This is a genomic window from Streptomyces paludis, from assembly GCF_003344965.1.
GTDB classification, from domain to species: domain Bacteria; phylum Actinomycetota; class Actinomycetes; order Streptomycetales; family Streptomycetaceae; genus Streptomyces; species Streptomyces paludis.
Genome location: NZ_CP031194.1, coordinates 1,410,747 through 1,428,844 on the forward strand (window position 1 = coordinate 1,410,747; position 18,098 = coordinate 1,428,844).

Annotated in this window: 22 protein-coding genes and 1 pseudogene; 6 read left to right on the forward strand and 17 right to left on the reverse strand. The window is 72.5% G+C overall.

What is annotated here, in order from left to right; genetic code table 11:
• Window positions 1–24 precede the first annotated feature (24 nt).
• The 4 genes and pseudogenes from trpM to DVK44_RS06120 form a co-directional block, all read right to left on the reverse strand.
• The gene (trpM, locus tag DVK44_RS06105) at window positions 25–243 is read right to left on the reverse strand and encodes a tryptophan biosynthesis modulator TrpM (protein ID WP_114658702.1); all 219 of its coding nucleotides are present in this window, start codon (window positions 241–243) and stop codon (window positions 25–27) included.
• Window positions 244–251: 8 nt separating this feature from the next.
• Window positions 252–1,061: an indole-3-glycerol phosphate synthase TrpC gene (trpC, locus tag DVK44_RS06110; RefSeq protein WP_114658703.1), complete on the reverse strand. Its 810-nt coding sequence runs from the start codon at window positions 1,059–1,061 to the stop codon at window positions 252–254.
• A gap of 148 nt (window positions 1,062–1,209) precedes the next feature.
• Window positions 1,210–1,626: a DUF2752 domain-containing protein gene (locus DVK44_RS06115; protein ID WP_114658704.1), complete on the reverse strand. Its 417-nt coding sequence runs from the start codon at window positions 1,624–1,626 to the stop codon at window positions 1,210–1,212.
• A gap of 279 nt (window positions 1,627–1,905) precedes the next feature.
• Window positions 1,906–2,145: pseudogene (locus DVK44_RS06120) on the reverse strand (HGxxPAAW family protein); the annotation flags it as partial.
• Window positions 2,146–2,449: 304 nt separating this feature from the next.
• Between DVK44_RS06120 and DVK44_RS06125 the strand changes: the two are divergent.
• The gene (locus tag DVK44_RS06125; RefSeq protein ID WP_114658705.1) at window positions 2,450–2,641 is read left to right on the forward strand and encodes a hypothetical protein; all 192 of its coding nucleotides are present in this window, start codon (window positions 2,450–2,452) and stop codon (window positions 2,639–2,641) included.
• 36 nt (window positions 2,642–2,677) lie between these two features.
• Here the strand turns inward: DVK44_RS06125 and DVK44_RS06130 are convergent, their stop codons facing one another.
• From DVK44_RS06130 to hisI, 3 genes are read right to left on the reverse strand one after another with little or no spacing between them, the layout of a single operon-like run.
• The gene (locus tag DVK44_RS06130) at window positions 2,678–3,412 is read right to left on the reverse strand and encodes a TIGR02234 family membrane protein (RefSeq protein ID WP_114658706.1); all 735 of its coding nucleotides are present in this window, start codon (window positions 3,410–3,412) and stop codon (window positions 2,678–2,680) included.
• A gap of 22 nt (window positions 3,413–3,434) precedes the next feature.
• Window positions 3,435–4,928: an anthranilate synthase component I gene (locus DVK44_RS06135; RefSeq protein WP_114658707.1), complete on the reverse strand. Its 1,494-nt coding sequence runs from the start codon at window positions 4,926–4,928 to the stop codon at window positions 3,435–3,437.
• Between the two features lie 11 nt (window positions 4,929–4,939).
• Window positions 4,940–5,299, reverse strand: a complete 360-nt coding sequence (gene hisI, locus DVK44_RS06140) for a phosphoribosyl-AMP cyclohydrolase (protein ID WP_114658708.1) — start codon at window positions 5,297–5,299, stop codon at window positions 4,940–4,942.
• Window positions 5,300–5,382: 83 nt separating this feature from the next.
• Here hisI and DVK44_RS06145 point away from each other — a divergent pair, with 83 nt between their 5' ends.
• On the forward strand, window positions 5,383–6,018 hold the full coding sequence (locus DVK44_RS06145) for a TIGR03085 family metal-binding protein (protein WP_114658709.1): 636 nt from the start codon (window positions 5,383–5,385) through the stop codon (window positions 6,016–6,018).
• Between the two features lie 97 nt (window positions 6,019–6,115).
• Here the strand turns inward: DVK44_RS06145 and bdeA are convergent, their stop codons facing one another.
• The 9 genes from bdeA to hisD form a co-directional block, all read right to left on the reverse strand.
• Window positions 6,116–6,988: a bis(hydroxyethyl) terephthalate hydrolase gene (gene bdeA, locus DVK44_RS06150; RefSeq protein WP_114664934.1), complete on the reverse strand. Its 873-nt coding sequence runs from the start codon at window positions 6,986–6,988 to the stop codon at window positions 6,116–6,118.
• A 209-nt stretch (window positions 6,989–7,197) separates the two neighbouring features.
• Window positions 7,198–7,953 (reverse strand): imidazole glycerol phosphate synthase subunit HisF, encoded by a 756-nt coding sequence (gene hisF / locus DVK44_RS06155; protein ID WP_114658710.1) that lies wholly within the window; start codon window positions 7,951–7,953, stop codon window positions 7,198–7,200.
• On the reverse strand, window positions 7,950–8,351 hold the full coding sequence (locus DVK44_RS06160; RefSeq protein ID WP_114658711.1) for a RidA family protein: 402 nt from the start codon (window positions 8,349–8,351) through the stop codon (window positions 7,950–7,952). The genes hisF and DVK44_RS06160 overlap by 4 nt, the downstream gene beginning before the upstream one ends.
• Complete coding sequence (gene priA / locus DVK44_RS06165; RefSeq protein ID WP_114664935.1) at window positions 8,344–9,072, reverse strand: bifunctional 1-(5-phosphoribosyl)-5-((5-phosphoribosylamino)methylideneamino)imidazole-4-carboxamide isomerase/phosphoribosylanthranilate isomerase PriA; 729 nt, start codon at window positions 9,070–9,072, stop codon at window positions 8,344–8,346. The genes DVK44_RS06160 and priA overlap by 8 nt, the downstream gene beginning before the upstream one ends.
• Window positions 9,069–9,707, reverse strand: a complete 639-nt coding sequence (gene hisH, locus DVK44_RS06170; protein WP_114658712.1) for an imidazole glycerol phosphate synthase subunit HisH — start codon at window positions 9,705–9,707, stop codon at window positions 9,069–9,071. The genes priA and hisH overlap by 4 nt, the downstream gene beginning before the upstream one ends.
• Window positions 9,704–9,871 (reverse strand): hypothetical protein, encoded by a 168-nt coding sequence (locus tag DVK44_RS36675; protein WP_181957409.1) that lies wholly within the window; start codon window positions 9,869–9,871, stop codon window positions 9,704–9,706. Before DVK44_RS36675 ends, hisH begins: the two co-directional genes overlap by 4 nt.
• A gap of 88 nt (window positions 9,872–9,959) precedes the next feature.
• Window positions 9,960–10,553 (reverse strand): imidazoleglycerol-phosphate dehydratase HisB, encoded by a 594-nt coding sequence (hisB, locus tag DVK44_RS06175; protein WP_114658713.1) that lies wholly within the window; start codon window positions 10,551–10,553, stop codon window positions 9,960–9,962.
• The gene (locus DVK44_RS06180) at window positions 10,550–11,659 is read right to left on the reverse strand and encodes a histidinol-phosphate transaminase (protein ID WP_114658714.1); all 1,110 of its coding nucleotides are present in this window, start codon (window positions 11,657–11,659) and stop codon (window positions 10,550–10,552) included. The genes hisB and DVK44_RS06180 overlap by 4 nt, the downstream gene beginning before the upstream one ends.
• Complete coding sequence (gene hisD, locus DVK44_RS06185) at window positions 11,656–12,978, reverse strand: histidinol dehydrogenase (RefSeq protein ID WP_114658715.1); 1,323 nt, start codon at window positions 12,976–12,978, stop codon at window positions 11,656–11,658. The genes DVK44_RS06180 and hisD overlap by 4 nt, the downstream gene beginning before the upstream one ends.
• A gap of 212 nt (window positions 12,979–13,190) precedes the next feature.
• Between hisD and DVK44_RS06190 the strand changes: the two genes are divergently transcribed.
• From DVK44_RS06190 to ybaK, 4 genes are all read left to right on the forward strand, one after another.
• Window positions 13,191–14,786: an oxidoreductase gene (locus DVK44_RS06190; RefSeq protein WP_114658716.1), complete on the forward strand. Its 1,596-nt coding sequence runs from the start codon at window positions 13,191–13,193 to the stop codon at window positions 14,784–14,786.
• A 115-nt stretch (window positions 14,787–14,901) separates the two neighbouring features.
• Window positions 14,902–15,954, forward strand: coding sequence for a hypothetical protein (locus DVK44_RS06195; protein WP_181957410.1), 1,053 nt, complete (start codon window positions 14,902–14,904; stop codon window positions 15,952–15,954).
• Window positions 15,955–15,959: 5 nt separating this feature from the next.
• Window positions 15,960–16,700 (forward strand): LON peptidase substrate-binding domain-containing protein, encoded by a 741-nt coding sequence (locus DVK44_RS06200; protein ID WP_114658718.1) that lies wholly within the window; start codon window positions 15,960–15,962, stop codon window positions 16,698–16,700.
• Window positions 16,701–16,730: 30 nt separating this feature from the next.
• A complete protein-coding gene (gene ybaK / locus DVK44_RS06205) occupies window positions 16,731–17,228 on the forward strand; it encodes a Cys-tRNA(Pro) deacylase (protein ID WP_114658719.1) in 498 nt (165 codons plus the stop codon).
• Between the two features lie 32 nt (window positions 17,229–17,260).
• On the opposite strand, the gene DVK44_RS06210 is transcribed toward ybaK, so the two are convergent.
• On the reverse strand, window positions 17,261–18,079 hold the full coding sequence (locus tag DVK44_RS06210) for an ABC transporter permease (RefSeq protein WP_228447008.1): 819 nt from the start codon (window positions 18,077–18,079) through the stop codon (window positions 17,261–17,263).
• Window positions 18,080–18,098: the final 19 nt, after the last annotated feature.

The following is an 18,098-nucleotide window of genomic DNA, read 5'->3' on the forward strand; positions in this document are numbered from 1 at the left end:
CGGCCACCCGGAAACAACAGCGTCTTACGCCTGCGCGGGCCCATCGGATCGGAACGCGGCGGGCCCACGCCATCGCATCCCGTTGACCTGGCCCGGCTCGTCACCGATCACGTACCGCACCCGCCGTCCCCGCACCCGGCGCGCCGGGGCCCGGCAGCCGCGCGGGCGGCAGCCGCGCGCCAGGGCGGCGTGCGACGCCACGCGCGAGGCGTGCGCGGTACGGATGACGGCGGCGGTTCCCATGGCGGTGGTCAGTCCCTCCCGTGCCGCAGCGCCGGGTGGGCGCCCGCGGCGACGAGATCGGCGACGGCGGTCCTCGGGTCGCGGCCGGTGACCAGCGACTCGCCGACCAGCACCGCATCGGCGCCGGCGTTGGCGTACGCGATCAGGTCGTGCGGCCCGCGCACCCCGGACTCGGCGATCTTGACCAGGTGGTCGGGGATCTCGGGGGCGACGCGCTCGAACGTGGAGCGGTCGACCTTGAGGGTCTTGAGGTCGCGCGCGTTGACCCCGATGACCTTGGCCCCGGCGTCCACCGCCCGCTCCGCCTCCTCCTCGTCGTGCACCTCGACGATCGGGGTGAGCCCGATGGACTCGGCCCGCTCGATCAGCGAGACCAGCGCCTGCTGGTCGAGCGCGGCGACGATCAGCAGCGCGAGGTCCGCGCCGTGGGCCCGGGCCTCCCACAGCTGGTACGAGGTGACGATGAAGTCCTTGCGCAGGACGGGGATGTCGACCCGGGCCCGGACGGCGTCCAGATCGGCCAGCGAGCCGCCGAAGCGGCGCTCCTCGGTCAGTACGGAGATGACGGCGGCGCCGCCCGCCTCGTAGTCGGCGGCCAGGGCCGCGGGGTCGGCGATCGCGGCGAGCGCGCCCTTGGACGGGCTGGAGCGCTTGACCTCGCAGATCACCTGGACGCCCTCGCCGCGCAGCGCGGCGGCGCCGTCCTTGGCCTGGGGCGCCCTGGCGGCGAGTTCCTTCAGCTCGTCAAGGCCCACCCGCGCCTGCCGCTCTGCGAGGTCGGCGCGTACGCCGTCGATGATCTCGTCGAGCACACTCACGCGAGCGGCCCCCTTTCGGTTGCACTTCGGGATGCGGGAAGAGGATCGGTATCAAGCCATCCCGATACGGGACCCTGCCGGTAAACCCTAGCCGGAACAGCCGCGATGAGCCGCATCCGGATGGCCGGGCATGTCCCCGCGGGCGGCCTCACGGGGCGAGCCAGGAGCCGAGCGGCAGGTTCCTGACCACGGTGAAGACCAGGACCACCGCGCCGAGCGACCACCAGTACACCGGCTGCCGGGGAATCCCCGCGGGCAGCCCCCGGCGGGCCCGTAGGACCCAGACGACCCAGCCGACGGCGAAGACCGCGTAGCCGATGACGGCCAGCGCGTTGTCCCCGAGCGCGGCGGCGAGATCGCCGTGGGCGACGGCGTGCGCGCTGCGCAGCCCGCCGCAGGCGGGGCAGTAGAGACCGGTCAGGGCGAAGAGCGGGCAGACCGGATAGTGGCCGGATTCATTGGGGTCGACCAGTCCGACGTAGGTGAAGGCGGCGCCGATCCCGGCGAGGGTGGCCAGCGGCGCCAGAAGCCGGCGCGCGGTCCCCGGGGACGCGGGTTCGGTCATGACTTCGTTCACCCGGTGATTGTCGCCTGTGGAACGGAAAGACGCAGCCCGGTCTCACCGGACTGCGTCATCGCTGCCGCTGGACGAGTCATTCCGAAGTAGCGTCGTCCGCCCCTGGGCGCCGCCGGGCAGACGGGACTTCGGAATGACTCGTCCAGGCCCTTCCGGACCCGGTCAGACGGTCTGCGGCTGGGCCTCGCTCGTGACGCCGTGCGCGGCGGGCGCGGTGTGCGTACCGGCCAGCAGCTGGGCCTTGATGTCCTCGGAGCGCATGTTGACCTGCTTGTTGGCCGCCGCGTTCCGGGCCCGTACCAGCTCGGGCGACTCCTTCGGCATGCCCATGCCGGCCGCCTTCATGGCGAGGCCGACACCGCCGCCGAGCAGTATCACGACGAATCCGCCCACGACGCCGGGCACGTTGGCCGCCACCATGAAGACCCCCGAGATGCAGAAGCCGATGAAGGCGATGGTGACGCCGGTCCAGGCCGCCGGGGTGTGTCCGTGGCTGCTGCCCGCCATGAGTTGCTCCTCGTTGCTCTCGCGGTCGCTGTCGCGCTGGGTGAGTCGTGGGCTCACACGCTCACCGCTCATTCTCCCGCATGGCCCCCGGCGGACGGGCCGGGGGGTGGGTGTGAGAACGCTCTCCCGGCGACGGGACCCCGCGACCGGGCACGCGTGTCTTCCCGCCGATCACGTTCTGCCAGGGCAGAACGTGATCTCCCCCGGCCCGGCGGACCCCGGCGATCCTCGTCGGGCGGCCTTCGCCTCCGAAGCCGCGCTCCCGCCGACGCCGGCCGGCGTCGGCCCGCAGAGAGGATCGAACGTGACCCACACCACCGTCAGTACCCGTACCCGCAAGCGCCGTGTGGCCTCAGCGATCGGCGTGCTCGTGGCAGTGATCGGGATGACCGCGGGGACGGCGGGGATCGCGTCGGCCGCCGAAGCGCCGACGAGGACGTGCATCATCTCGGTCGGGTACGAGGGAAAGTGGATCAGTATCTCGTACAAGTGCTGAGCTGACGGGCCGAGCCAACGGGCGGGACCCCCCGGGTCAGTGCTCCCGGGTCGGGTCCTCGCCGCGGTCCAGGGCCTTCCACAGGTCCTCGGGCCGGTCCGGGTCCACGGTGGGTGTCTTGCGGTTCGCACCCCCCCGAGCCGCGGCGCCCGTTCCCTGGGCGGGGCGCTCGTAGCGGCCGGACATGCCGGGCCAGCGCTTGCCGTAGACCAGGGCCAGCAGGCCGGCGAGCAGGATCAGCACACTGCCCGCCGCCGTCACGTACGGCCAGGCCGTGTGGGAGAGCGCCTGGACGGTGGCGGCGGTGTCGCCGGTGGTCTTCGCCGCCATCTCGTTGAGCGCCGAGCGGTCCGACGCGCCGAGGAACGCGCTCAGCGCCGCGCCCGCGCCGCTCAGCGCGAGCAGCGCGGAGACCAGCAGCCGGCCCGCGCGGCGTACGGCGAAGACGGCGACCAGCGCGGCGAGCCCGACGACCGCGAGGGCCGCCGGGACCCCGGTGATGTCCCGGCCGTTGGCGTCCAGCGGTACGGAACCGCCGCCGACGGCGGCCGTCCCGCCGGCCCAGGTCTGGCCGGAGGCGATCAGCACCACGGCGGCGCCGGCCGCGCCGAGGAGCAGCGCGGCGGCCAGGCTGCGGCGGCCACCGCTCCCGCCGTCACGGTCGCCGTCACGATCGCGGTCGCGGTCACGGCCCGCCCGCGAGCGGGAGGAGGCGGAGGAGGTGGCCGCCGGACCGGCGGCACGGGGCTGGGGTACGGGAACGGCAGTCACGTACCCACTATCCCCTACCGCCTCACCCGGTGTGGAGGCGGTTCGCGGTATGCACCGCCCGCAGCACCGCCGCCGCCTTGTTCCGGCACTCGGTGTCCTCGGAGACCGGATCGGAGTCCGCGACGACCCCGGCACCCGCCTGCACATACGCCGTCCCGTCCCGCAGCAGCGCGGTCCGGATGGCGATCGCCGTGTCCGAGTCCCCGGCGAAGTCGAGATAGCCGACACAGCCGCCGTACAGCCCGCGCCGGGTCGGCTCCAGCTCGTCGATGATCTGGAGGGCGCGCGGCTTGGGCGCCCCGGAGAGCGTGCCCGCCGGGAAGCAGGCGGTCAGCACGTCGAAGGCGGTACGGCCCTCCGCCACCTTGCCCGTCACCGTCGACACGATGTGCATGACATGCGAGTACCGCTCGACGGACATGAAGTCCACGACCTCGACACTGCCCGGTTCGCAGACCCGCCCCAGGTCGTTGCGGCCGAGATCGACCAGCATCAGGTGCTCGGCGCGCTCCTTCGGGTCCGCGAGGAGTTCGTCGGCGAGCGCCTGGTCCTCCTGCGGTGTGGCGCCCCGGTGCCGGGTGCCGGCGATCGGGTGCACCATCGCGCGCCCGTCCTCGACCTTGACGAGCGCCTCCGGGCTGGAGCCCACGACATCGAAGCCGTCGAAGCGGAAGAGGTACATGTACGGGGACGGGTTGGTGGCCCGCAGCACCCGGTAGACATCCAGCGCGCTCGCCTTGACGGGAGTCTCGAAGCGCTGCGAGGGGACGACCTGGAACGCCTCGCCCGCCCTGATCCGCTCCTTGATGTCCTCGACGGCGTCCTGGTACGCGGCGCCGCCCCACAGCGCGGTGTACGCGGGCAGCTCGGACTCGGGCAGCGCGGCGGGCGAGGAGTGCACCGGCCGGTCGAGGTCGGCGGCCATGGCGTCGAGCCGGGCGACGGCGTCGGCGTACGCCTCGTCCACACCGGTGGCGAGATCGTTGTGGTTGATCGCGTTGGCGATCAGCAGGACCGAGCCGTCCCAGTGGTCGAGCACGGCGAGGTCCGAGGTGAGCAGCATGGTCAGCTCGGGGATGCCCAGGTCGTCCCGGGCGTGGTCGCCGACCTTCTCCAGGCGCCGCACGATGTCGTACCCGAGGTAGCCGACCATGCCGCCGGTGAAGGGCGGCAGGCCCTCGGCGCCGGCCAGGTCGTGCGGGGTGTGCAGGGCCTCCACGGTGGCGCGCAGGGCGGCCAGCGGGTCGCCGTCAAGGGGGACGCCGACGGGCGGGGTGCCCAGCCAGTGGGCCCGGCCGTCGCGCTCGGTCAGGGTGGCGGCGGACCGTACCCCGACGAAGGAGTAGCGGGACCAGGAGCGGCCGTTCTCGGCGGACTCCAGCAGAAAGGTGCCGGGGCGTTCGGCGGCGAGTTTGCGGTACAGGCCGACCGGGGTGTCCCCGTCCGCGAGGAGTCGGCGGCCGACGGGGATGACACGGCGGTCGGCCGCCAGCCGGCGGAAGGTCTCAAGATCCATGGCGGCTGACCCTACTGCGCGATCGGGAGGACGTCGGCGTCGAAGCAGGTACGGGCGCCGGTGTGGCAGGCCGCGCCGACCTGGTCGACCCGGACGAGGACCGTGTCGGCGTCGCAGTCCAGCGCGACGGACTTGACGTGCTGGACATGGCCGGAGGTGTCGCCCTTGACCCAGTACTCCCGGCGGCTGCGCGACCAGTAGGTGCAGCGGCCGGTGGTCAGGGTGCGGTGCAGCGCCTCGTCGTCCATCCAGCCGAGCATCAGTACCTCGCCCGTGTCGTACTGCTGGGCGATGGCGGGGATCAGCCCGTCGGCGCTGCGCTTGAGCCGGGCGGCGATGGCGGGGTCGAGCCCACCGGTCATGCTGGTCATACGGACATTGTGCCGCGCCCGGGGTGCCTCCCGGGCCGGGGTCCACTGGGCGGACGCGGTGCGGGCGCCGTACGCTGGAGCACATGTCGACCCATGCGAAGCGTGAACGGCTCCTGCTCGCCGATCTGTTGGAGGCGGTGGGTCCCGATGCGCCGACGCTCTGCGACGGCTGGCTGGCGCGGGATCTCGCGGCCCATGTGGTGGTGCGCGAGCGCCGCCCCGACGCGGCGGGCGGCACCCTGGTGCCCGCGCTGCGGAGCAGGCTGGAACGGGTGCAGGCCGAGTTCGTGGCGAAGCCGTACGACGAACTGCTCCAGCTGATCCGTACGGGCCCGCCGAAGATGTCCCCGTTCAGCATCAAGCAGCTGGACGAGGCGGCCAACACGGTCGAGTTCTACATCCACGCCGAGGACGTCCGGCGGGCGCAGCCCGACTGGACGCCGCGCGAGCTGGACCGGGTCTTCGCGGACACCCTGTGGGCGCGGCTGGAGAAGGGCGGCCGGGTGATGGGCCGCAAGGCCCCGGTGGGGCTGGTGCTGCGCCGTCCGGACGGCCAGACGGCGGTCGCCCACCGCGGCACCCCGGTGGTGACGGTGACCGGCGAGCCGAGCGAGCTGCTGCTCTTCGCGTTCGGCCGGCAGGCGGTGGCGGATGTGCGGCTGGAGGGCGACGAGGCCGCGGTCACGGCCGTACGGGAAGCGAAGCTGGGCCTCACATAAGGGGCTGAGGGACGGATACGTCGTACGTCGCCGGTGGCGGAGGGTCCGCCACCGGCGACGCGCGTTCAGCGGGTCACGAAGGTGTCCAGGGGGGCGGTCAGGAGGTGTGCGGGCAGTTGCCCCGGTACTCCGCGATCACGGTGCTCGGCTGGGGCAGCGGGCAGAGGAACTGCTCGTAGCGGGTGTCCCCGTCGATGAACCGCTTCAGCCAGGAGACGCTGTACTTCGCGATGGTGGTGTTCGCGCTGGTCGGTGTGTTGTGGACAGCGCCCTTCAGCTCCAGATACGCCTTGTCGAGGGTGCCGGGCAGGGACTCGTAGAACGGTTCGGAGTGTGAGGCGACGGGCGCGGTGGTGTCACCGTCGGCCCCGACCACCAGGGTGGGGGTACGGACCGCGGACCAGTTCTTGGTGAGGTTCCAGCCGGTCAGCGGGATGGCCGCCTTCAGCGAGGTGCGGCTCCTGGCGGCCTCCAGGCTGCCGCCGCCGCCCATCGAGTGGCCCATGACCCCGAGCCGCGCGCTGTCGATCCGGCCGCGCACGGCCGAACTCCCCGTCAGATAGTCGAGCGCGGCGAGGAGTTGACGCCCCCGGCTGTCGGGCGCGTCGAGAATGGTGGTGGTGTCGATGGTGATGACGACAAAGCCCTGGGAGGCGAGGCGCGGCCCGTACCAGGCGACGCTGGACTGGCTGGCGGTGAAGCCCGGGGAGATGGCCACGGCGCCGAAGGTGCCGTCGGCGGTGCTGGTCGGGTAGTAGATGGTGCCGCCGCCGAACCCGCTGACGCTCGCGCGCGCCACCGTGAGCTGGGAGACGGCGTACGGTCCGGTGGCCGCCTCGATACTGGCGACGGTCGGCGCGGGCCCGCGCTCGTACGGGTTGTCGGCGGCCTGGGCGGCCGGCGCGGTGGGGATCAGCGCGGCGAAGAGAGCGCCGGTGGTGAGGGCGGCGGCCCAGAATCCGCGGACCATGGGGGTACGGAGGGGGGCCGGGGTGCCGGCCGGCGAGGAGTGCCGTTGCACGATGGGGGGATCCTCTCGGTCGTGACGGAGCCACGCCGGAGGCCGTACGGGTGCACCGGGGTGGCGACCGCCAGATGACTGGCAGTCTCCATATCCCCGGTACGGCCGGTGCGGAAGCGTCCCAGGGCGCACCGGAGTTGACGGCGCGCGGACAACTTTCAGCGCACCGGATGCCCCGTCACTTCGAGCACGCCCTTGACGTCCGAGATCCGCAGCTTCCCGAAGTGGAAGACGGACGCGGCCAGTACGGCGTCGGCGCCCGCGTCGATCGCCTGGGGGAAGTGCTCCAGGGTGCCCGCGCCGCCGGAGGCGATCAGCGGTACGGAGACATGCTTGCGCACGATCTCGATCATCACGGTGTCGTAGCCGTACTCCGTGCCGTCGGCGTCCATCGAGTTGAGCAGGATCTCGCCCGCGCCCAGCTCCGCCGCCTCGTGCGCCCACTCGACGGCGTCGATGCCGGTGCCCCGCCGGCCGCCGTGCGTGGTGACCTCGAAGGAGCCGTCCGGCCTGCGCCGCGCGTCGACGGAGAGCACCAGCACCTGCCGTCCGAACCGCTCGGCGATCTCCCGGATCAGCTCGGGCCGGGCGATGGCGGCGGTGTTGACACCGACCTTGTCCGCACCGGCCCGCAGCAGCTTGTCCACGTCGTCGGCGGTACGGACCCCGCCGCCGACGGTCAGCGGGATGAAGACCTGCTCGGCGGTGCGCCGCACCACGTCGTACGTGGTCTCGCGGTTGCCGGAGGAGGCGGTGATGTCGAGGAACGTCAGCTCGTCGGCGCCCTCCGCGTCGTACAGCTTGGCCATCTCGACGGGGTCACCGGCGTCCCGCAGATTCTGGAAGTTGACGCCCTTCACGACGCGGCCGTTGTCCACGTCCAGGCACGGGATGACCCGTACGGCCAGCGTCATACGGAGCCTCCCCGGTATGCCTCGACCTCGACCTCGACCACCAGGCTGGGGTCGATGAAGCCGGAGACGACGATCATCGAGGCGGCCGGCCGGGCCTCGTCGAACAGTTCCTTGTGGGCGCGGCCCACGTCGTCCGCGTCGCGGACATGCGTGATGTACATGCGCGTACGGACCACGTCCGCCGCGCCGAGCCCCAGCTCGCCGAGCGCCTTGAGGGCGACACCGAACGCGGTGACGGCCTGTTCGTACGGTCCGCCCTCGGCGATCCGGCCGTCGACAACCGAGGTGCAGCCGGCCACCAGGACCAGGCCGTTGGGCAGTTCCACCGCGCGGGAGTAGCCGATGGCCTCTTCCCAGGGGCCGCCGGACGAGATCCGCCGTACCACCGCGTCACTCACCGGCCACCGCCGCCAGCGCCTCTTCGAGCGTGAACGCCTTCGCGTACAGCGCCTTGCCGACGATGGCGCCCTCGACGCCCTCGGGCACCAGGGCGGAGATCGCGCGCAGGTCGTCCAGCGAGGAGACCCCGCCGGAGGCGACGACGGGCTTGTCGGTGGCGGCGCAGACGTTGCGGAGGAGTTCCAGGTTGGGGCCCTGGAGGGTGCCGTCCTTGGCGATGTCCGTGACGACGTAGCGCGCGCAGCCCTCGGAGTCGAGCCGGGCCAGCGTCTCGTAGAGGTCGCCGCCGTCGCGGGTCCAGCCGCGCCCGCGCAGGGTCGTGCCGCGGACGTCGAGACCGACGGCGATCTTGTCGCCGTGCTCCGCGATGATCTTGGCGACCCACTCGGGGGTCTCCAGCGCGGCCGTACCGAGGTTGACGCGGGTGCAGCCGGTGGCGAGGGCGGCGGCGAGCGTGTCGTCGTCGCGGATACCGCCGGACAGCTCGACCTTGATGTCCATCGCGGCGGCGACCTCGGCGATCAGCCGCCGGTTGTCGCCGGTGCCGAAGGCGGCGTCGAGGTCGACGAGGTGCAGCCACTCGGCGCCGGAGCGCTGCCAGGCGAGCGCGGCTTCGAGGGGGGAGCCGTACGACGTCTCCGAACCGGACTCGCCGTGCACGAGCCGTACGGCCTGGCCGTCCCGGACGTCGACGGCGGGCAGCAGTTCAAGCTTCATCAGAGGGTTCCGATCCAGTTGGTCAGCAGCTGGGCGCCGGCGTCGCCGGACTTCTCGGGGTGGAACTGGGTGGCCCACAGCGCGCCGTTCTCCACGGCGGCCACGAACGGCTCGCCGTGGGTGGCCCAGGTGACCCTGGGGGCGCGGATCTTGGGGTTGGTGACCTCCAGGTCCCACTTCCGCACGGCGTAGGAGTGCACGAAGTAGAAGCGGGCGCCGGCGTCGAGTCCGGCGAACAGCTCGCTGTTCCCGGGCGCCTCGACGGTGTTCCAGCCCATGTGGGGAATGATCGGGGCGTCGAGCGGCTCGACCGTACCGGGCCACTCGTCGAGCCCTTCCGTCTCCACCCCGTGCTCGATGCCGCGCTCGAAGAGGATCTGCATGCCGACGCAGATTCCCATCACCGGCCGGCCGCCGGCCAGTCGGCGCCCGATGATCCACTCACCGCGCGCGTCCTTCAGCCCCTTCATACAGGCGGCGAAGGCACCGACGCCGGGCACGAGCAGCCCGTCGGCGTTCATCGCCCGGTCGAAGTCGCGGGTGATCTCCACCTCGGCACCGGCCCGGGCGAGGGCGCGCTCGGCCGAGCGGACGTTGCCGAAGCCGTAGTCGAAGACAACAACGCTCTTGGCGCTCATTCCCAGATCCCTTGAACGCGCAGCACACCGGCGACCAGGCAGAGCGCGGAGCAGAGACCCAGCAGCACGATCACCCCCGTGGGCAGCTTCTGCTTGTGGAAGGAGTACACACCGCCAGCGAGGAAGAGCCCCACCACGATCAGAACGGTGGAAAGCCCGGTCACTGTGTCTCCTCGTTCGCTTCTCCGCCCACGCGGCGCAGAGGCTCGGGCATCAGATCGATCCGCGGCCCGGCGGCCGCGCGTGCGACGCTCACAGAGCGCCCTTCGTAGAGGGAAGAATCCCTACCGCCCGCGGGTCCCGCTCGGAGGCGTAGCGCAGCGCCCGCGCCAGCGCCTTGAACTGGCACTCCACGATGTGGTGCGCGTTGCGCCCGTACGGCACGTGGACGTGCAGGGCGATCTGGGCCTGGGCGACGAAGGACTCCAGGATGTGCCGGGTCATCGTCGTGTCGTACTCGCCGATCATCGGCGCCATGTTCTCGGGCTCGGTGTGCACGAGGTACGGGCGTCCCGACAGGTCCACCGTGACCTGGGCGAGCGACTCGTCCAGCGGGACGGTGCAGTTGCCGAAGCGGTAGATGCCCACCTTGTCGCCGAGGGCCTGCTTGAAGGCGGCGCCGAGGGCGAGGGCGGTGTCCTCGATGGTGTGGTGCGAGTCGATGTGGAGGTCGCCCTCGGTCTTCACCGTGAGGTCGAACAGCCCGTGCCGGCCGAGCTGGTCGAGCATGTGGTCGTAGAAGCCGACCCCGGTCGACACGTCGACCTTCCCCGTGCCGTCGAGATCGATCTCGACGACGACGGACGTTTCCTTCGTACTGCGTTCCACACGGCCGATCCGGCTCATGCGCCGCTCTCCTTCTTCAGTTCGCGTACCGCGTCGAGGAACGTGTCGTTCTCGGCGGGGGTGCCCGCGGTGACCCGCAGCCATCCCGGTACGCCGTTGTCACGGATGAGGACACCCCGGTCGAGGATCCGCCGCCATGCCGCGTGGGAGTCCTCGAAGCGGCCGAACTGCACGAAGTTGGCGTCCGAGTCGGTGACCTCGAAGTCCAGGGCGCGCAGCTCGGTCACCAGCCGGTCCCGCTCGGCCTTGAGGGTCTCGACATACCCGAGCAGCGTATCGGTGTGCTCCAGCGCGGCGAGCGCGGTGGCCTGGGTGACGGCGGACAGGTGGTACGGCAGCCGTACGAGCTGGACGGCGTCGACCACGGCGGGGTGGGCGGCGAGATAGCCGAGGCGCAGCCCGGCGGCGCCGAACGCCTTGGACATGGTGCGGGAGACGACCAGGTGGGGCCGGCCCTCGATGAGCGGCAGCAGCGATTCCCGGTGGCTGAACTCGACATACGCCTCGTCCACGACGACCAGCGAGGGCTTCGCGGCCTGCGCGGCCTCGTACAGGGCGAGGACGGCCTCGGCGCCGACGGCGGTGCCGGTGGGGTTGTTGGGCGAGGTGATGAAGACGACGTCGGGCCGGTGTTCGGCGATGGCGGCGACAGCGGCGGGGACGTCGATGGTGAAGTCGGCGTTGCGCGGGCCGGAGAGCCAGCCGGTGCCGGTGCCGCGCGCGATGAGGCCGTGCATCGAGTACGACGGCTCGAAGCCGATGGCGGTACGGCCGGGGCCGCCGAAGGTCTGGAGCAGCTGCTGGATGACCTCGTTGGACCCGTTGGCGGCCCAGACGTGGGACGCGGTGACCGGGTGGTGACCGGTCTTCGTCAGATACGCGGCCAGCTCCGTGCGCAGCTCCACGGCGTCCCGGTCGGGGTACCGGTTGAGCCCGCGGGCGGCCTCGCGGACGCGCTCGGCGATGCGCTCGACCAGCGCCTCGGGCAGCGGGTAGGGGTTCTCGTTGGTGTTGAGCTGCACGGGGACGTCCAGCTGGGGGGCGCCGTACGGGGTCTTGCCGCGCAGCTCGTCCCGTACGGGCAGATCGTCGATTCCGAACGTCACTTTCCGGGCACCTTCCATGCAAACCTTGCCTTGATCGCCGCGCCGTGCGCGGGCAGGTCCTCCGCCTCCGCGAGCGTCACCACATGGTGGGCGACCTCCGCGAGCGCTTCCTCGCTGTAGTCGACGATGTGGATGCCGCGCAGGAAGGACTGGACGGAGAGCCCCGAGGAGTGGCAGGCGCAACCGCCGGTCGGCAGGACGTGGTTGGAACCGGCGCAATAGTCACCGAGCGAGACGGGGGCGTACGGGCCGACGAAGACGGCGCCCGCGTTGCGTACGCGGGTGGCGAGCGCGGCGGCGTCGGCGGTCTGGATCTCCAGGTGTTCGGCGCCGTAGGCGTTGACGACCCGCAGGCCGTCCTCGACGGAGTCGACCAGCACGACGGCGGACTGCCGGCCGCCGAGGGCGGGGAGCACCCGGTCCTCGATGTGCTTGGTGGCCGCGACCTGGGGCTCCAGCTCCTTGTCGACGGCGTCGGCCAGCTCCACCGAGTCGGTGACGAGGACGGCGGCGGCGAGCGGGTCGTGCTCGGCCTGGCTGATCAGGTCGGCGGCGACATGCACCGGGTCGGCGGTGGCGTCGGCGAGGACGGCGATCTCGGTGGGGCCGGCCTCGGCGTCGATGCCGATGCGGCCGGTGAAGTAGCGCTTGGCGGCGGCGACCCAGATGTTGCCGGGGCCGGTGACCATGTTCACCGGCGGGCACTCCTCCGTGCCGTACGCGAACATCGCGACGGCGGAGGCGCCGCCCGCCGCGTACACCTCGTCGATCCCGAGCAGCGCGCAGGCGGCCAGGATCGTGGGGTGCGGCAGTCCGTCGAACTCCCGCTGCGCGGGCGAGGCCAGGGCGATCGACTCGACGCCCGCCTCCTGCGCCGGCACCACGTTCATGATCACGGAGGACGGGTAGACGGACCGGCCGCCGGGCGCGTACAGCCCCACCCGCTCGACCGGCACCCACTTCTCGGTGACCGTGCCGCCGGGCACGACCCGGGTGGTGTGCTCGCTCCGGCGCTGGGCGCGGTGCACGAGCCGGGCGCGCCGGATCGACTCCTCCAGCGCGGCCCGTACGTCGGGGTCGAGCGCGTCCAGGGCCGCCGCGAGGGCGGGTACCGGGACGCGGATCCGCTCCAGGGTCACACCGTCGAACTTCTCGGCCGACTCGATCAGCGCCGCCGTACCCCGATGATGGACGTCCTCGCAGAGCGGCCGGACCTTCTCCAGGGCGGCTTCGACGTCGAACTCGGCTCGGGGCAGCAGGTCACGCAGGGCGCGGCCCTCGGGGAGGGCCTCGCCGCGCAGATCGATTCGTGAGATCACGGGGTCAATTCTCGCAGACCGGGCCGGGCGGCCGGACGGCGTATCACTGGCTGATACACACGAACGCGCGCGAACACCCGTCACTCCACGCGTTCAGGGCGTCACTCAGCGGGCACAACGTGTGTACGGAACAACTGCCCTCAGTTGTACGGACCGGCTGTCATCAGTTGTTCGGACCATCTGTACGCACACGGGGAAGCGGAGGCGCGGCAGTGACCGAGCCGCAGTACGACGAATCTCCCGACTGGCTCAGCGCGGCGGAACTCGGCATGTGGCAGTCGTTCCGCAACGGCAGTACGTACGACCTGAGCACGTCGGACCCCCTGCTCGACGATCCCTTCGCGCCGCGCTCCTGGGGCACGGACCGCAGCGTGCGCGCGCGGGTGGCCGCCCTGCTGCTGCTGAGCGGCCCCGCCGCGCTGCCCGGCCGGGTCGCGGCGCTCAAGCTGCGCGGCGTCCAGATCACCGGCACGCTCAACCTCGCGGGCGGCACGGTCGCGCCGTATGTGGAGCTGATCAACTGCCGGTTCGAGAACGAGGTGGTGCTGCCCGAGTCACACTTCACCACCCTGCGCATGGTGCGCTGCGCGATCCCCCGGCTGGAGGCGGCCCGGCTGCACACCGAGGGCGATCTGCATCTGCCCCGCTGCCGGGTCGAGCGGGGCATCCGGCTGACCGACGCGCGGATCGGCACGGATCTGCTGATCAGCGAGATCAACGTACGGCCCGACCGGCTCGGCCGGGCGATCACCGCCGACGGGATGGTCGTCGGGCAGGATCTCCAGGCCGACCGGATCGAGACGTACGGCGAGGTCAGCCTGCGTGGCGCAAAGGTCGGTGTCTCGTTCAGCCTGCGCGGCAGCCGGCTGCGCGCGGCGGAGGAGAAGCGCGCGCTGAACGCCCCGCAGCTCACGGTGGAGCGCTCGCTCCATCTGACGGGCGTGTGGGTGAACGACGAGACCGGCGGCCCCGGCATCACACCCCCGCACGGCATCGGCGCCGGCCCGCTGCTCGGCGACCGGCTCCAGCGCTTCGAGTGCCGGGGCGGGGTCCGGCTGGACGACGGCCGGTTCGGGGACGCGGTCGACGTGGACCAGGCGCGGTTCTTCATGACGCCCTCGGAGGAGCTGTCGCTGCGCCGGATCACCACCCCCGAACTCCGGTTCACCTGCGACCACATCGAGGAGGGCCGGGTCGTGCTGAGCGGTGCGCGGATCGTCACCCTGGTGGACATGTCGACGAGCTGGCCGGGCCCCGGCGGGCTGGGCATGAGCGGATTCGCGTACGAGAACCTGGTCCCGTTCGGCCACTTCCCGCTGATCCGCCGGCTGGAGTGGCTGGCGGCGGCGACCCCCGAGTACTCCCCCGAGCCGTACGAGCGCCTCGCGCAGGTGCTGCGCCACACCGGCGAGGACGCGGACGCCCGCGAGGTGCTGCTCGCCAAGCACCGCAGACGCCGGGAGACACTGCCGCTGGCCGGGAAGCTCTGGGGCTTCCTCCAGGACTGGACGGTGGCGTACGGCTACCGGCCGGGCCGGGCCGCGCTGTGGATGGCCGTCCTGTGGGGCGCCAGCACACTGACCTTCGCCCACAACGCGCCCCCGGCCCTGCGGCCGGACGAACACCCGGCGTGGAATCCCGCGCTGTACTCGCTGGATCTGCTGATCCCGGTGATCGACTTCGGCCAGGACGGCTACTGGCTGGTGTCGGGCGGCTGGCAGTGGACGGCGGCGGCGCTGACGGTGCTGGGCTGGATCCTGGCGACGACGGTGGCGACGGGAGCGACACGGCTGCTGCGCCGGGGCTGAGAAGCGCCGAGGAGCGGCCCCGGCACCCCGCCCCGGCGCCTCACCCCAATCCACCCGCTTTCGATACGAAAGCTTCACTTCCCCTCCCTGGCGCCGCCTTCCGGCCCCGCCTTCAATGGTCCACACCATGTCATTTCTCCGCACACTGATCAGCAGCGCGTGCATGGTCCGGCACACCCCGCCGCCGCCCGCCGGGCTGCCGCCGGACCGCGAGGTCCTGCTCGACGTGCCCGACGACCTTCTCGCGCCCGTGCTCGTCTCCGCCGCGCACGGCGAGTACGAGCACGCCGCGAAGCTGCTGGCGGCCACCCGGGACGCGGCGGAGTGGGAGAACCGCGACCGCTATGTCATCCGGCTGGCCGTGTTCGCCAAGAACCGGGACGACTGGCTGGCCGCCTGGCTGCGGGCCGCGCCGCGCGATCCGGACGCGCGGCTCGTCCGCGCGGAGCTGGCCGTACGCCGCGCCTGGGAGTCACCGGCCCGCGCCGAGCTGCTGCGCGAGACGGCCCCGCTGATCGACGCCGCGGCGGCCGGCGACCCGCGCGACCCGGTGCCGTGGCGGGTGGCGCTCGACCACGCGCGGGGCACCCACGCCCCGCACACCGCGTTCGAGACGCTGTGGGAGCAGGCGGTGGCGCGCTCCTCGCACCACTACGGCTGCCATGTCTCGGCGCTCCAGTACCTGTCGGCCCACTGGTACGGCTCGCACCGCGAGTGCTTCGACTTCGCGGAGCGCGCGGCGGCGGACTCGCCGCCGGGCTCGCTGATCCGGGCGCTGCCGGTGCGCGCCGCGTTCACGCTGCTGATGAGCGAGGAGAACCGGACCGGCGGCCCGACCCCGCTCCAGGGCGACCGGATCGACGCGGCGGCCGATCTGGCGATCGAACTGTCGGCCGGATACGCGGCGGGGGTGCCGTGCCCGGCCGAGGTGCGGAACCTGCTGGCGTACGTCCTGGCGGAGCGGGGGCGGTGGACGGCGGCGCTGGACCAGTTCCGGCTGACCGGGCCGTACGCGACCTCGTTCCCGTGGATCTGTCTGACCGATGACCCCCTGGGACGTTTCCTCGAAACGCGGGACGGGGTACGGATCCAGGTGGCCTCGGCGGGTCCCGCGCGCGGCCGGACCGACCGCGCCGAACGCGGAGCGTCCCGCGGCCATTACGCTTGACCGTTGTGACCACCGCTCGCCTCCCTCTGTTCCCGCTGAACGCGGTGCTCTTCCCGGGCCTCGTGCTGCCCCTGAACGTCTATGAGGAGCGTTATCGCGCGATCATGCGCGAGCTGCTCAAGACGGACGAGTCCGAGCCGCGCCGCTTCGCCGTGGTCGCCATCCGCGACGGACACGAAGTCGCCGTGACCGCGCCCGGCATGCCGGACGGCAACGCCCGGCCCGAACGCGGCCCCGCGGCAGGCTTCGGCCCCGACCCGCTCGCCGCCCTCCACCCCGTCGGATGCGTCGCGGACGCGGCGACGATCCGCGAGCGGCCCGACGGCAGCTTCGAGGTGATCGCCACGGGCACCACCCGGGTCCGGCTGCGATCGGTCGACGCGAGCGGCCCGTATCTGACGGGCGAGCTGGAGGAGCTGCCCGAGGAGACGGGCGAGGGCGCGGGGACGCTCGCCGAGGGGGTGCTGCGGGCCTTCCAGAGCTACCAGAAGCGGCTGGCCGGGGCCCGGGAGCGCTCGCTGTCCCGGAGCGACGACCTGCCGCACGAACCGTCGGTGGTGTCGTACCTGGTCGCGGCGGCGGCGGTGCTGGACATCCCGACCCGCCAGCGGCTGCTGGAGGCACCGGACGTCGCGGAGCGGCTGCGGGCGGAGCTGACGCTGCTGCGGTCCGAGACGGCGGTGGTACGGCACCTCCCGTCGCTGCCGGCGGTGGATCTGACACACGCGCCGCTCTGCCAGAACTGAAGCGACGGCGAGAGGGACGGAGCCAGGGCCTTGGCGAAGAAATCCAGGAAGCAGCAGACGGGCGGCACCCCGGCGACGGTGGCGCTGACCGCGGCCGGTACGGCGTTCACCCTGCACGCGTACGAACACGACCCGGCCTCGCCCTCGTACGGCGAGGAGGCGGCGCGGGCGCTGGGGGTGTCCCCGGAGCGGGTGTTCAAGACGCTGGTCGCGGAGGTCGACGGCGAGCTGACGGTGGCGGTCGTACCGGTCGCGGGCTCGCTCGACCTCAAGGCGCTGGCGGCGGCGGTCGGCGGCAAGCGCGCGGCGATGGCCGACCCCGCGGCGGCCGAGCGGACGACGGGCTATGTACGCGGCGGTATCTCACCGCTGGGCCAGCGCAAGCGGCTGCGTACGGTCGTGGACGCGTCGGCCGGGGACCACGCCACGGTCTGTGTCTCGGCGGGCCGCCGGGGCCTTGAGGTGGAGCTGTCCCCGGCGGACCTGGCGACGCTGACGGGCGCGGTGCTGGCGCCGATCGGCAGATAGACGGGCGGGGCCGCGAGCGACGGCCCCGCGCCTCACCGGCGGCGCCGCAGCAGCCCGCGCGCGGGCTTGGAGCCGTCCTCGCCCTGAGCGTCCGAAGGTGTCTGAACCGGTGGCTGGGACACCTGCGATCCCTGCGACGCCTGAGGTGTCTGAGGTGCCTGCGCCACCTGCGGGTCGTACGGCTGCGCGGGCTGCGGCCCCCACTCCCACTGCGGGCTCGGGTCGCGCGGCCCGAACAGGGCCGTCAGCGCGAGATGCACCACCATCGCGGCGACGGACCAGGCCAGCAGCGCGCCCTTCGCCTGGAGTTCGAGCGGCGCGTCGAAGGTGACGCCCTTGCCGACGGCCCTGGCGTGCGCGACCACGTCCGTCGTCGGGCCGAGCCGGACACCGAACTTCCAGGCGAGGACGGAGGCGAGCACACCGCCCACCGCGAGCCCGGCGACGGTCGCGATACCGCCGCGCCGGTGGAAGAGGAAGACGAGCACGGCGCTGAGGGCGCCGAAGCCGAGCGCCAGCAGAAGAAACGTACCGTCGGCGGCGATCGCCTCCTCGCTCTCCGTGTCCTTGAGGAAGACGGCCGACTCGTCGGAGATCAGCGGCACGCGCGGCGCCAGCCACACCCACAGCAGCCCGAGCAGCAGCCCCACCACGGTCACCGCGACCAGCACCACGACGCCCTGCCGCAGCTCGGTCTTCAGGTCGAAGTCGCTGTCGGCCCCCTTGTCCGCCTCGGCCACGGGGTACGGCGTCGCCCCGTCCGGCGGCGTCTGCCAGGGATCGTCGCGCGGCGATTCGTGCGGCGGCTCGTGCGGCGGCGGTTGGTGGGGCGGCGTCAGGGGTGCTGTCACTGTGCCATCGTGCCAGGCC

Excerpts from the sequence above, each read along its gene's own strand:
- hisH (WP_114658712.1), bottom strand. The coding sequence starts at position 9,707 with ATGAGCGCCAAGAGCGTTGTTGTCTTCGACTACGGCTTCGGCAACGTC.
- trpM (WP_114658702.1), bottom strand. The coding sequence starts at position 243 with ATGGGAACCGCCGCCGTCATCCGTACCGCGCACGCCTCGCGCGTGGCG.
- hisB (WP_114658713.1), bottom strand. The coding sequence starts at position 10,553 with ATGAGCCGGATCGGCCGTGTGGAACGCAGTACGAAGGAAACGTCCGTC.
- DVK44_RS06115 (WP_114658704.1), bottom strand. The coding sequence starts at position 1,626 with ATGACCGAACCCGCGTCCCCGGGGACCGCGCGCCGGCTTCTGGCGCCG.
- hisF (WP_114658710.1), bottom strand. The coding sequence starts at position 7,953 with ATGACGCTGGCCGTACGGGTCATCCCGTGCCTGGACGTGGACAACGGC.
- bdeA (WP_114664934.1), bottom strand. The coding sequence starts at position 6,988 with ATGGTCCGCGGATTCTGGGCCGCCGCCCTCACCACCGGCGCTCTCTTC.
- DVK44_RS06135 (WP_114658707.1), bottom strand. The coding sequence starts at position 4,928 with ATGGATCTTGAGACCTTCCGCCGGCTGGCGGCCGACCGCCGTGTCATC.
- DVK44_RS06145 (WP_114658709.1), top strand. The coding sequence starts at position 5,383 with ATGTCGACCCATGCGAAGCGTGAACGGCTCCTGCTCGCCGATCTGTTG.
- hisI (WP_114658708.1), bottom strand. The coding sequence starts at position 5,299 with ATGACCAGCATGACCGGTGGGCTCGACCCCGCCATCGCCGCCCGGCTC.
- DVK44_RS06195 (WP_181957410.1), top strand. The coding sequence starts at position 14,902 with ATGGTCCACACCATGTCATTTCTCCGCACACTGATCAGCAGCGCGTGC.